The organism is Nitrococcus sp., assembly GCF_059432795.1.
This window is the reverse complement of record NZ_JBXWZQ010000105.1, coordinates 1-13588: the sequence shown is the minus strand read 5'-3', so window position 1 is coordinate 13588 and position 13588 is coordinate 1. Positions and strand designations below refer to the sequence as shown.

Genomic DNA, 13588 nt, shown 5'->3' with positions numbered 1-13588 from the left:
CATCACGCGATGCGCCCTCGGCGGATTCGAGCCGCCCCACAGCCGCCGACGAACGCAGCGGAATCGAGCTCGACGCTCCCGAGTATTACCTCAACCGCGAGCTTACCTGGCTTGCCTTCAATCGGCGAGTTTTGCACGAGGCCGGCGACGAGCGCACGCCCTTGCTAGAGCGCCTCAAGTTTCTCGCCATCGCCGATGCCAATTTGGACGAGTTCTTCATGAAGCGCATCGGCGGCTTGAAGCAGCAGGTGGGAGCCGGTTTGCGTGAACGCAGCATTGACGGCCGATTGCCGGAGCAGCAAATCGAAGAGTGCTATGCAGTGGTTCGCGAAATCGAGGCGGAATCCGAAGCGCTCCTCGCCACGTTGCGCGCGGCGCTGGAAGCGCACGGCATCGCCATCCTCTCTTATGAGGCGCTGACCGACGATGAGCAGGCGGCGATGCGCGCACATTACATCGAGAACATCTTTCCCCTGGTGACGCCGCAGGCAGTCGACTCCGCGCATCCGTTTCCGTTCATCTCGAATCTCTCGCTGAATCTCTTCGTGACCCTCTCCTACACCGAAGACGACGAGGAGGTCCGCGCCCGGGTGAAAGTGCCGATCGGTCCGGACATCCCGCGCTTTCTCCCGCTAGGGGACTCGAAACGCTTTGTCGCCCTGGAACAGGTCATGTCCCACAACCTGGACTTGCTGTTCCCCAGGATGGAGGTACGCGCCTGCGAGCTGTTTCAGGTCACTCGCAACGCCAATACCGAGCATGACGAGGAGCGCGCGGACGACCTGCTCGCGATGATCGAATCCGAGGTACGCGAGCGGCGCTTCGCCCCGATCGTGCGAATGAAGGTGGAGCGTAATATGGATCCCTTCCGCCGCGGGATGCTCGCGGCGGATTTCGGCCTCAACGAACAGGCCGACGTTTTCTACATAGACGATGCCATGCTGGCGAAGCGCGCGCTCTGGGAAATCGCCATGTTGCCGGAACCGGATCTCCACTACCCGGCCCACTATCCAGTGAATCACCCGAAGCTCGACTCGCCGAAAATCTTCTACGCGATTCGCGACCACGGCTCCATACTCGTGCAGCATCCCTACGAATCCTTTTCGAGCTCGGTCGAGCGGTTTTTGCTCGAGGCGAGTAACGACCCCAAGGTGCGCGCGATCAAGATGACCCTTTACCGCACCTCGGGTGAAACCCGGATCGTCGATTACCTCATCGAAGCCGCGCAGAATGGCAAACAGGTGGCCGTCGTGGTCGAGCTCAAGGCGCGTTTCGATGAGGCGGCCAACATTCGCTGGGCGAGCCGGATGGAAGAGGCGGGCATCCATGTCACCTACGGCGTGGTGGGCCTCAAGACGCACTGCAAGCTCGTGCTGGTCGTTCGACGCGACTACAACGGCTTGCGCCTCTATGCCCACTTGGGGACGGGGAATTATCATGCCGGAACGGCCCGGCTCTACGACGACCTCGGTCTTCTCACCTGCAACGAGGACATCGGCCGGGACTTGATCGAGCTATTCAATTACCTGACCACCGGCTATACGCCCAAGCGGGACTACCGCAAGATCCTGCCGGCCCCGAAGCTCTTGAAGCGGGCGCTGATCGCAAAGATACGCCGCGAGATCGAGCTTCACGCTCCCGCGCGGCCCGGCCTCATCCAAATGAAAATGAACGCCCTGGAGGATTCCGATATCACCCGTGAGCTCTATCTCGCCTCGCGCGCGGGGGTACGCGTGGATCTGCTGATAAGGGACACCTGCCGGCTGCGCCCGGGGATCCCCGGCTTGTCCGAGAACATTCGCGTCCTCAGCATCGTCGGCCGATTCCTGGAGCACAGCCGTATTTACTATTTTCGCAACGGCGGAAACGAGGAGTACTATATCGGTTCCGCCGATTCCATGATGCGCAACCTCGAGCATCGCGTGGAAGTGCTGGTGCCCGTGGAGGAGGCGGGGCTGCAGGCGGAGCTGCGCCAGATCATCGATCTGCATCTTGCGGACCAACGCAGCGCGTGGGACATGCAGCCCGACGGCACCTACGTACAGCGCCGCCCAACCGCCGAGAACGGCGACGGCTGCCAGGAACAGCTCATCGCCGCGGCGCAACGCCGCCACAAGGAGGCGAAGCGCCTGAAACGCCGCAAGCCGAAAGCCATGGGACGGCGCAATGTACGCCTGCCGGTCTCTTGAGCGCGAGGTAACTCTGGGCAGCGCGACACGAGCGCTCGAACCGCCTGCCAGATGGGAAACAAACCTCGAGCGTAGCGAGCGTTAACGCTTAGCGTTGCTTTACAGCCGCTCTGAATCAGAAGGGCGTTGGGCGTGGCCAAAGTTGTCTTCACCAGTCATTTGGGCAGCGTGGCACCGAGCGGTCCCTGCCACTACGAGGCACCCGATGTCGGCGGCGTGCTCACCGCCGCCTTCACCGATCACCCCGGGCTCGAGCACTACATTCTCGATGATCAAGGCAATGTGCGCCGCCATGTCGTGATTTTCGTGGACGGCTGTCAACTCCCGCGTGCGGAGGCGCTTGATGCCCCGGTAAAGACAGGGAGCGAGATCTACGTCCTGCAAGCATTATCCGGCGGCTGAGGGATGGTTTTATGAGGGAGCGTGTGCTCATCGCCAGCCGCAAGGGGCTGTTCTCCTTCACGCGCCGGCTCAATGGCTGGCAACTCGATGACGATCCGGCGTTCATGGGCAGCCCGGTGACGCTTGCCATACGCGATCCGCGCGACGGTGCGCTTTATGCGGCGCTCAACCTAGGGCATTTCGGTCCGAAACTCCACCGCTCCCTCGATGAGGGACGGAGCTGGAAGGAGATCACTATGCCCGCTTTCCCGAAAGCGCAACCCGCCGGCGAGGGACCTTCCGTCAGCCAGATCTGGGCCTTGGAGACCGACGGCTCGGATCAACCGGGCGGCATCTGGGCCGGCACGATTCCCGGCGGCCTGTTCTATACGGCGGACGGCGGCGAGAGCTGGACGCTCAATGAAGCCCTTTGGAACCTGCCGGAACGGGAAAACTGGTTCGGCGGCGGCTATGACCAGCCCGGCATCCATACGATCTGCGTCGACCCGCGCGATCACCGCTCTCTGAGCGTCGCGGTCTCCACCGGCGGGGTCTGGCAAAGCCGCGACGCCGGCGCGAGCTGGGCGCTGCGAACCGAAGGCATGCGCGCGGCGTATATGCCGCCGGAACTCGCCTATGGCGGAGTGACGCAGGATGTTCACCGGATGGCGCAGTGCGCCAGCGCGCCGCAGAGCTATTGAATGCAGCATCATAACGGCATCTTCCGGTCCGCGGACGACCTGGCCACATGGAACGAAGTGACGCCGCCGAATTGTTCCAATTTCGGCTTCGCGGTCGTCGTGCACCCGGGCCATGCCGGTACCGCCTGGTTCGTACCCGCGGTGAAGGATGAATTCCGCTACCCGAAAGACGGCAAATTCGTCGTCACCCGCACACGCGACGGCGGCCGCAGCTTCGAGATCCTTGACCGGGGTCTGCCACAGGAGCCGAGCTACGAGCTCGCCTACCGCCACGGCCTTGATATCGATGACAGCGGCGAACGCCTGGTGATGGGCTCGACCACGGGAGGCGCCTGGATCAGCGAGAATGGCGGCGACGAGTGGACCCGTCTCCCGGCGCGCCTGCCGCCCGTCAATGCCGTGCGGTTTGTCTAGCGCGCTGCACTCCCGCGCGTACGCGGGCTGAAGCCGTGACGAGATGGCGCTTCAAGCTTCTAGCTGACGCCGTTCGAGCACCTCGAGGATCGCCTCCACCAGCTTCGGTTCGGAAGTGCGGGTTTTCACCATCACGGCGGCCACCTGCTCGTACACCTGCGGCGGCGGCGAATCAGCGGCCAGGATGACAACCGGAGGCGGCTTCTCGGCGAGGCTGTTCAAGCGCTCCAGCAAGCGCAGCCCGGACCCGTCGGGCAGTTTCACGTCCAGCAGGATCATCGCGAAATTCCGCTGCCGCAGAAGCTCTTCGGCCTGCTGCAGCGTCGTCACTGAGATGATCGTGGCCTTGTCTTGCAACGCCGTGCCCAGCATATCACTCAGATCGGCATCGTCCTCTACGTGGAGCACCTCGGGGCAGTAGACGGACCGGGGCTTCGGCAGGACGCGGGCCGGCTCCGCCGTGCCTGCACTGCCGGCAACACGGCGCGAGCCGGCCGTTGGGAATTCCACCCAGAAGGTCGTCCCTTCGCCAACCTTCGTGTCATAGCCGATCCGTCCGTGCATTCGCTCGACCAGCTGCTTGCTGATATGCAGCCCTAGACCGGTGCCGCCCTTGGCCCGCGAGGCCGAGGCGTCGGCCTGGGAGAACCTGCCGAAGATGCGCGGGCGGAATTCCTCCGCGATGCCGATGCCGTTGTCCGTGACCGAAATACGCACCCACTCGCCCCTGAGCTCGGCGGCCACCGTTATCGTCTCGCCCGGCGGCGAGAACTTCGCCGCGTTGGACAGCAGATTGGACAACACCTGAATGTAGCGGCTGGCATCAACCTCCACCTCGACGCCCTCGTCGATCGGCGTCAACGCGATGTGCGCATTCAGGCCACGGGCATAGGGCAGATTGTCTTCCACCGCCTGACGCGTCAGCTCGGCGAGCGATTCCCGCTTGCTGGCGAAACGCATGTGCCCGGAGGCGATCTTGTCGATATCGAGGATGTCGTTGATCAACAGGATCAAGCGCTCACAATTGTTGTGAGCGATCCCGATCAGCTCTTTGACCTTGGCCGACAGTTCCCGCGACAACGCGCCAAGCACCAACCCCAGGGAGCCGCGAATGGACGTGAGCGGCGTACGCAATTCGTGGCTCACCACGGAGATGAACTCGTTTTTCATGCGCTCCATTTCCTTGCGCTCGGAGATGTCCTGGATCTGCGCTATCAGGAAATCGGGCTCGCCGTCCGCCCGGCGCATCAGCGAGACGCTGAGCAGCGTCCAGACCAGACGTCCACTTTTATGGTAGTAGCGTTTCTCGAGCTGACAGGCGTTGATTTCATTGAGGAGCAACCTGACCAGCGCCTCCACGTACGGCTCCAGATCGTCCGGATAAGTAATGGATTGAAAATCCTTCTCGAGCAGCTCTTCTTTGCTATACCCCAGCAATCGGCACAACGCCGGGTTGACTTGCAGCCACCGCCCCGTTCGGGAAACCAGCACCATGCCGATCGGCGCGTGCTCCATGGCCGCACGGAAGGTTTCCTCGCTGAGCCGTAGGGCTTCCTCCGCCTCCTTGCGCGCGGTGATGACCTCCGAGAACATGACGATGCCACCGACCTCGCCGGCGTTGTCGATCCATGGGTGGACGGCCCACTTGATCCATTCCCTTTTACCGCTCTCCCGCACCCAGGAGCTTTCCTGCATGTCGAATACTTCCCCACCCAGGGCGCGTTGATGGATATCGACCCAGCCGGGCTCGGCCAACAATTCGGGGAAGACTTCGTAATGCGTTTTGCCGATGACCTCGCGCCCTTCGAGCCCGTAATCCTGAATCCAGCGGCGGCTGGTCATGAGGTAGGTCAGCCTACGGTCGAACATCGCAACCGCCGCAGGGGTGTGCTCGACCAGCAGGCGCAGTTGCTCGGCCGACGCCCGCAACGCCTGCTGCTGCTCCTTGCGCTCGGTAATATCCTCGATGACCCCGAGATAGCCTACGGGGTCACCGCCGGCGTCGTTTAGCGGCGTCACGGTCAGTAGCACCGGAAAGCGCGAGCCGTCCCGGCGGATGACGGTCCACTCACTCACCTCGCTGCCCTCTAGCAGCGGTTTGCGGATGAAGACCTCGAAACCGGGCTCCACGCGCGTTTCGAGCTCGGCGCTCAAGGCGCTTGCGCGCTGCGCCACTTCCGCGCCGTCATGCCACAGCGCCGGCGTCTCTTTTCCCACCACCTCATCGGCGTCGTAGCCGAGCGCCGCCTCCGCCGCCTTGTTGAAGATAACGATCGTGCCCGTTTCATCGGTGGCGATGACCAGGTGCGTGGTGCTCGACAAAATCGCCGAGCTCAGCCGGTTCAACTCGAGCAGGTATTCGGATATTTGCCGCGAGACGAGAAGATACCGCGCCACCAGCGCTGATAGCGCCCCGATCAGCAGCCCCGCGAGCAACACCACGAGCGGCAGCGATGTCTCCTGGCGTTCGATCGCTTGCGTGCTCGGTGCGACCCGAACCGTCCAGAGCTTGTCGTAGACGCGGTACGACCTCTCGACCGCCCAGTCTTTGCCGCTCCGCGCGGGCGCCACATCGTTCGTGAAATACGCCTTGCCCTTGTAATACAAGGACACGGCGTAGCCGTTGGCGATTTCTTCGGTGATGGCGCCGCCGAGGAAGTCTTCGATGGAGAAGATCCCAGCCAGAAAACCGCCGAATTTCCCCTCGACCCGCAATGGCACGTAGGCGATGAAACCCGTGTAGCCCTGCACGAGCTCGAGCGGCGGAGTCACCGTGGGCGTCGTTTTCCGCGCGGCATTCTTGAGCGCCTGTCGCCGCTGCTCGTCGAAAAGGACATTCAACCCCCGCGCCTTTTCGTTGCCTTGGACCGGTTCCACCCAGCGGACGTGGTAGCTCGAGTCCACCCACTCGATCGCTTTCAGCCCCGAGATCTCTTCGGTATACCGGCGCGCGTCCGTGCGCCAGATCGCTGGACGCGTCCCGCCGGCGACCTCCCAGCGCCTCGCCATGCGCTCGAGCGCTTGCAGCTTGGCGTTTTTCCTCGAGTTCAGCACGAATTCGATTTTCTGCGCTTCGTCGCGAACCCGTTGTTTGGCGTAGCTCAGTTCGTACTCGTGAAGCCTCGTGTACACGGCGTAACTGCCGCTCGCAAACAGAAGAAAGATCAGCAGCGGCAGCACAAAAGGGCGCTCTCTCGACCGGGATGGCTTATTCGCTTGCAAGACTTTCAAGGAACATCCTCTTGCACGGCTGCGCGTGCCCGCTCTCGCGTAGTCAGGCAATTTGCATGGCAATGGGAGCGGCGGCTTTTCTCGCGCATCTCGTCGTATTGCCATAGCCCGCCATCCTCGCGGGCAGACGCTGTCCGTTCACTCGATCCATCCACGCAGCGATGTCCGGCTCACGGCGACAGCGGCCTTGTCGCACAAAGTGGCCGGTCACCATGGGCCCCATACCATTGCGCCGCCGCGGTCCGGGTCCCGAATCACCGCCCTGATAGTGGCAATCGCGCGTTGTTGCTGCTGCGCAGTGGCGCACACGGCGGCGACGCGGGAAGCAATTGGGGAAGGGGCTCAGCTGCCTCCCACCGGCTCTATAGGCCCGGCAGCAGGTGTTCTCGGTCGAATTGTTGCATCCGAATTGGCCCTGACAGTGGCCAGCGGGAAAAAGGTCAGCGAATCCAATGGAGTTTGCACGGAAGCCCGGCAAGCGCTACACGTAGCGTGAGCGCCGCAAAGGGAGGACCGCAATGAATCAATCGGGGCCGCCCGACCTGATAACACTCAAGGAGCAGCTCGAGACAACCTGGAGTGCGGGTGACTACGGCCGCGTGGCCGAGGGCCTGAGCGCCGGCGCCGAGGCGTTCCTGGCGCGTCTTGCCATTGAGCCGGGCACACGGATGCTCGACGTGGCGTGTGGCACCGGCCAGTTGGCGATCCCCGCCGCCCGCGCCGGCGCCCGGGTCACGGGGATCGACCTCGCCGCCAACTGGATCGAACAGGCACGCCGACGCGCCGCGAGCGAAGGCGATGACGTTCGCTTTGACGTCGGGGACGTCGAGGATCTCCCATACGCCGAGGCATCCTTCGACCTGGTGGTCAGCCTGATCGGCGCGATGTTCGCGCCCCGTCCGCAGCGCGTCGTCGCCGAACTGCTGCGCGTAGCCCGCCGTGGCGGACAGGTGGTCATGGGCAACTGGACCCCGGAGAGCTTTGTCGGTGATTTCTTCCGTACGCTCGCTCGGCACGTCCCGCCTCCGGATATGCCTTCGCCGCTCCTCTGGGGAGACGAGGCCACCGTCAAGGAACGCCTGAGCAAGGGGGTCGAGGACCTGCAGCTCAACCGATTACCCTACCAATTTTATTATCCGTACGCGCCGGAAGACGTCGTGAATTTCTACGCCGGGCACTTCGGACCGGTAATGCAGGCACTGGCCTCCCTCGACCCGGGCGGGCAGGCGGCACTCAAAGCCGACCTGGCGCAGCTATGGTCGCGCCACAACCGCGCCACGGACGGCAGCACCGAGGTAACGGGTGAAATCCTGGAAGTGGTTGCGATCCGGGCCTGAATGGGGGAACACCCGGCGACGCGGTTCAGAAGGAAGCGCCTGGCAGGGGCAAGGAACGTACGTTAACCGAACGAACGAGGGGCTGACGGTCGCCAAAAGACGCATGCAATAAAGATTGATCTTCAATGCGCAGCGCGATAGTAAGCCATTGCAATGCGGGGCCCCAGCTCGGCCTTGTCGCCCGGTGCGAACCCTCAGGGCGTTTTCGCCGGGTCCGGCTGTGAATACGGCCACTGCCAGTCTCGGATCTCCGGCATATCCTGCCCTTCCTTGGCGATGTACTCCTTGTGCTCGATCAACTTGTACCGCATCGCCTGCTTCGCGTAAGCGGCCTTGATGCGCAGCTTCGGGACCCGGTCGATCACATCCATGACGAGGTGATATCGGTCCATGTCATTGCGCACCAGCATATCGAAAGGTGTGGTGGTACTCCCCTCCTCCTTGTAGCCGCGCACGTGGAGGTTGTTGTGATTGGTGCGGCGATAAGTCAGCCGGTGGATGAGCCAGGGATAACCATGGTAAGCAAAAATGATTGGCTTGTCCGTGGTGAACAGCACGTCGAACTCCCTGTCCGACAGGCCGTGCGGATGCTCCTCCGCGGGCTGCAGGCGCATCAGATCGACGACATTGACGACTCGCACCTTCAGCTCCGGCTCGAGCTCCCGCAGCAATTGGGTTGCCGCCAACGCCTCGACGGTCGGCACATCGCCGGCACAGGCCAGTACCACATCGGGCTCGCTTCCCTGATCGTTGCTAGCCCAGCCCCAGATGCCGATCCCGGTGGTGCAATGTTTGACCGCCGCATCCATGTCGAGCCACTGCGGCTCCGACTGCTTGCCGGCAACGATGACATTGATGAGATTGCGGCTGCGCAGGCAGACGTCGATCACCTGGAGCAGGCAATTGGCATCGGGAGGAAAGTAGACTCGAATCACCTCCGCCTTCTTGTTGACGACGTGGTCGATAAAGCCTGGGTCCTGATGACTGAAGCCGTTGTGATCCTGGCGCCACACATGCGACGTCAGCAGATAGTTGAGCGAGGCGATTGGCCGACGCCATTGCACCTCGCCCCCGGCCACCTTGAGCCATTTGGCATGCTGGTTGAGCATCGAATCGACGATGTGCACGAACGCCTCGTAGGTGGAGAACAAACCATGCCGGCCGGTCAGCAGGTAACCTTCGAGCCAGCCTTGGCAGGTATGCTCGCTCAGGATCTCCATCACGCGGCCGTCCGGCGCGAGATGGTCATCCTCAGGGCGGGTTTCCGCCACCCATGTCCGATCCGTTGCCTCGAACAGCGCCGTAAGGCGATTCGAGGCCGTTTCATCCGGGCCGAAGACCCGGAAGATACCGGCCTGCGCGTTGAGCTTCATTACGTCGCGCAAAAAACCACCCATGACGCGCGTTGCCTCGGCCCCGACCTCGCCTGGCGCTGGCACATCGACGGCGAAGGAACGGAAGTCGGGCAGCCGCAGCGCTTTCAGCAGCAGTCCGCCGTTGGCATGAGGATTGGCTCCCATACGTCGCGACCCTTCCGGGGCGAGATCGGCAAGCTCAGCCCGTAACCGGCCGCGCTCATCGAAAAGCTCGTCCGGCCCGTAGCTTCGCATCCAATCCTCGAGGAGCCGGGTATGATCCAGGTTGCCCCTTGCATCGGTAAAGGGGACTTGGTGCGAGCGCCAGTAATCCTCCGTCTTGAGACCATCCACCTCTTTGGGTCCGGTCCACCCTTTGGGCGTTTTCAACACGATCATTGGCCACCGGGGGCGGGAGGAATCTTTGCTTGTTCGGGCCCTGTCCTGGATCTGCCTTATCTCTCCGACGACGGAATCGAGCGTTGCCGCCAGCGCCTGATGCATCGCCGCAGGGTCGGAGCCTTCGATGACGTACGGTTTGTGGCCGTAACCAACGAATAGGCTCTCCAGCTCCTCACGCTCAATACGCGCGAAGATCGTGGGGTTGGCGATCTTATAGCCGTTCAGGTGCAAAATCGGCAGGACTGCGCCGTCGCGGGCCGGATTGAGAAACTTGTTGGAATGCCAGGCAGCGGCGAGCGGACCGGTTTCCGCTTCGCCATCGCCGATCACACAGGTCACGATAAGATCCGGATTGTCAAACGCCGCGCCATAGGCATGCGACAGCGAATAACCGAGCTCGCCCCCTTCGTGAATGGAACCCGGTGTCTCCGGCGCCGTGTGGCTAGGGATCCCGCCCGGAAACGAGAACTGCTTGAACAGCCGCCTCATCCCGTCCGCATCCTGCGAGACGTATGGATAAAGCTCGCTGTAGGTGCCCTCGAGGTAGACGTTTGCAACGAGGCCGGGCGCACCATGACCGGGGCCGGTCACATAGAGCATGTCGAGATCGTACTTCTTGATGATCCGGTTGAGGTGGACATAGATGAAGCTCAATCCCGGCGCCGTGCCCCAATGCCCCAAAAGCCGTGGCTTGATGTGCTCGGGCTTGAGCGGCTGGCGCAAAAGCGGGTTGTCAAGCAGGTAAATCTGGCCGACAGAGAGATAGTTCGCGGCGCGCCAGTAGGCATTCATGCGCTCGAGTTCGTCCTTTGTCAGCACGCCTGTTTGGTCGGCCTGACTCGCCACTTCGCTCATCCGCCTGCCTCCTGCCGGCCGCTGCGTGCCAGCACACATTATTTCAAACTGCATTCCAGACTGCGTCGCATGCCCGCATCGGCAGTCCTCCTCGGCGGTGATCACGGACACACCGAGTGCAATAATAGACTTGGCCGGACCGGGCCCGGTTCCTTGATCACGAGCTCGGCATCTGAGGGCACTCTGCAGATAGCGTCGCTTTCCTGTTTTTTCGGAAGAGTTCCTGAGGCGTTTGGGATCTCGCGCCGGTTGTAATCCGCTGGATTCGGACGCAGAGGCGAGGCAGACAGGTCGATGAACAGAGCGACTCTTCCGTCGGATCGGATGGCGCCATACCAGCAGTCGGTTGACGATATATTCGCCGCGCTCGATACGAATGCGCAACTCGGTTTGAGCACGACGCAGGCGCAAGCGCGACTCAAAAAATACGGCAGGAACAGGCTGGCGGCGGCGAGACCTGTGCCCGGGTGGAGGCAGTTTCTCGCTCAATTCACCGACGTGCTCGTGCTCCTTCTGCTCGTCGCAGCTCTGATTTCCGCGGTGCTGTGGCTATACGAGCGCGAATCGGCCTTGCCGTATGAGGCCATGGCGATCTTCGCCATTGTGCTGCTCAATGCGCTTATCGGCTACTTTCAGAGAACTCGGGCGGAACGGGCCGTGGCGGCGCTACGCCACATGTCGGCGGCGCACGCTAGCGTTATTCGAGACGGTGCGCGGCAGAGCATCCCGGCGATCGAACTCGTACCCGGCGATCTCATTCTCATCGAAGAAGGCGATATCGTTCCTGCCGACGCCCGACTGATCCAGTCCACTGCACTGCAAACGGCGGAAGCGGCGCTTACCGGCGAGAGTCTACCCATATCGAAGACTACCACCGCGATCACAGGAGAGGCGGCGCTTGGCGATCGCACCAACATGATCTTCAGCGGCACGGCAGCGACTTACGGTAGCGGCCGCGCAGTGGTTACGGCGACGGGGATGCGAACTCAGATGGGGCGCATCGCCGGCATGCTGAAAGAAGCGTCGGACCAGGCGACGCCACTGCAGATCGAGCTCGACCGTGTCGGCAAACTGCTCGGGTTCATCGTTGTCGTCATCGCCGTGGCGATGATCGCGACGATCCTCCTCATCGAGGATGTGAGCGGTTTTTCGGCCATTTTCGACGTCCTCATCCTGGGCATCGCCCTCGCGGTTGCGGCGGTGCCGGAGGGCTTGCCGGCGGTGGTGACCGCCGCGCTCTCCATTGGCGTGCAGCGCATGGCGAAGAGGAACGCCATCATCCGTCACCTTGCAGCGGTCGAGATGCTCGGTTCGGCGAATGTCATCGCCTCCGACAAGACCGGCACGCTCACCAAGAACGAGATGACGGTACGCCGGATCGTCACGGCAAGCGGCAGCGTGACCCTAAGTGGCACGGGCTATGCGCCGCGAGGAGAAGTCACACGAGACGGGGGCGGACCGGTCGGTGACGCCCTGCGGTTCGAATTGGTGCGCGCGCTCACTGCCGCCGAACGCGCCAACAATGCCGCGTTGCAGGAGCATGACGGGCGCTGGACGGTGCACGGTGATCCGACCGAAGGCGCATTGATCGTCGCGGCGCGCAAAGCCGGGCTAGTGTAGCGTTTCGTTCTGTTTGGAACTTAATCGGCTATTGGCGCGAATGACCTTCTGAAGGATGTCGCGTGCGCTCTTGGTCCAGATGAACGTCTTGGGGTGGTTGTTGTGATGGGCAACATATTCATCGATAGCCGCCACCAGTTCAGGCACGCTGGTGAAGACGCCGCGGCGCAACCGCTCGGCCGTGAGATCGCGGAAGAAGCGCTCGACCATGTTGAGCCAAGACACCGAGGTCGGCGTGAAATGCATGTGGAATCGCGGGTGCGTCGCCAGCCATGCCTGAACCGTCGGATGCTTGTGCGTGGCGTAGTTGTCGGCGATCAGATGCAGGATCTTCTCCTTCGGCGTCTCGCGGTCGATCCTGCGCAGGAACTTCAGCCACTCGGCGTGGGTATGGCGCGGCTGGCATTGACCGATGACCTTGCCGTCGAGCACGTTCAGTGCCGCGAACAGCGTGGTCGTGCCGTGACGCTTGTAGTCGTGCGTCATCGTCTGGGCGCGGCCCTTCTTCAGCGGCAGCCCCGGCTGCGTGCGATCCAATGCCTGCACCTGGCTCTTCTCGTCGCAGCACAGCACCAGCGCATGCTCTGGCGGCGACTCGTACAGACCAACGATGTCTTCGAGCTTTTCGACGAACTGCGGGTCGAGCGAGACTTTGAAGCCACGCACGAGATGGGGCGTCAAGCCGTTGGCCTGCCAGTGGCGCATGACTGTGCTGGCGCTGACCCCCAGCCCAGCTGCCATCTTGCGCGTGCTCCAGGGCGTGGCTGTTTTGGGCTTGGTCTGCGTTGTCAGCTCGAGCAGCTGATTCACGTCCACCTTCAGCGGCGGCGCGCCGCGCGGCAAGTCCCGCTCGATGCCTTGGAGGCCTCTTTGCGCATAACGATTGCGCCAGCGCGCGACTTGCACACGTCCGATACCCAGCTGCTCGGCGATGTCCTTGTTCTGAATACCCTGCGCGGCCAGCAGCACGATCCGCGCGCGCTGCGCCAAGCGTACGCTGGTACGGCGCGAACGCGACACTCGGGTCAGCTCGCTGTGCTCCTTGTCGGTCAACACAATCGGCGGGGCAACTCGCATGCGCTTGATCCCATGCTACAGAGGAT

Annotated in this window: 9 protein-coding genes; 6 read left to right on the top strand and 3 right to left on the bottom strand. The window is 62.6% G+C overall.

Going from position 1 to position 13588, the window contains the following annotated elements; all coding sequences use genetic code 11:
• The 4 genes from ppk1 to AC52Q4_RS07875 form a co-directional block, all read left to right on the top strand.
• Positions 1-2189 (top strand): polyphosphate kinase 1 (gene ppk1, locus AC52Q4_RS07890; RefSeq protein ID WP_495536253.1); only part of this gene is annotated, 2189 nt, incomplete at its 5' end.
• A 132-nt stretch (positions 2190-2321) separates the two neighbouring features.
• Positions 2322-2591, top strand: coding sequence for a MoaD/ThiS family protein (locus tag AC52Q4_RS07885; RefSeq protein ID WP_495536252.1), 270 nt, complete (start codon positions 2322-2324; stop codon positions 2589-2591).
• A gap of 11 nt (positions 2592-2602) precedes the next feature.
• A complete protein-coding gene (locus tag AC52Q4_RS07880; protein ID WP_495536251.1) occupies positions 2603-3271 on the top strand; it encodes a WD40/YVTN/BNR-like repeat-containing protein in 669 nt (222 codons plus the stop codon).
• Positions 3272-3685, top strand: coding sequence for a hypothetical protein (locus AC52Q4_RS07875; RefSeq protein WP_495536250.1), 414 nt, complete (start codon positions 3272-3274; stop codon positions 3683-3685).
• Positions 3686-3736: 51 nt separating this feature from the next.
• On the opposite strand, the gene AC52Q4_RS07870 is transcribed toward AC52Q4_RS07875, so the two are convergent.
• Complete coding sequence (locus AC52Q4_RS07870) at positions 3737-6865, bottom strand: PAS domain S-box protein (RefSeq protein ID WP_495536249.1); 3129 nt, start codon at positions 6863-6865, stop codon at positions 3737-3739.
• Between the two features lie 569 nt (positions 6866-7434).
• Between AC52Q4_RS07870 and AC52Q4_RS07865 the strand changes: the two genes are divergently transcribed.
• Positions 7435-8253: a class I SAM-dependent methyltransferase gene (locus AC52Q4_RS07865; RefSeq protein WP_495536248.1), complete on the top strand. Its 819-nt coding sequence runs from the start codon at positions 7435-7437 to the stop codon at positions 8251-8253.
• 194 nt (positions 8254-8447) lie between these two features.
• On the opposite strand, the gene AC52Q4_RS07860 is transcribed toward AC52Q4_RS07865, so the two are convergent.
• The gene (locus AC52Q4_RS07860; protein WP_495536247.1) at positions 8448-10865 is read right to left on the bottom strand and encodes a phosphoketolase family protein; all 2418 of its coding nucleotides are present in this window, start codon (positions 10863-10865) and stop codon (positions 8448-8450) included.
• A 294-nt stretch (positions 10866-11159) separates the two neighbouring features.
• On the opposite strand from AC52Q4_RS07860, the gene AC52Q4_RS07855 reads away from it, so the two are divergent.
• Positions 11160-12485, top strand: a complete 1326-nt coding sequence (locus tag AC52Q4_RS07855; protein WP_495536246.1) for a cation-translocating P-type ATPase — start codon at positions 11160-11162, stop codon at positions 12483-12485.
• Here AC52Q4_RS07855 and AC52Q4_RS07850 read toward each other — a convergent pair.
• Positions 12477-13562, bottom strand: coding sequence for an IS630 family transposase (locus tag AC52Q4_RS07850; RefSeq protein WP_495536245.1), 1086 nt, complete (start codon positions 13560-13562; stop codon positions 12477-12479). The genes AC52Q4_RS07855 and AC52Q4_RS07850 overlap by 9 nt on opposite strands.
• Positions 13563-13588 lie beyond the last annotated feature (26 nt).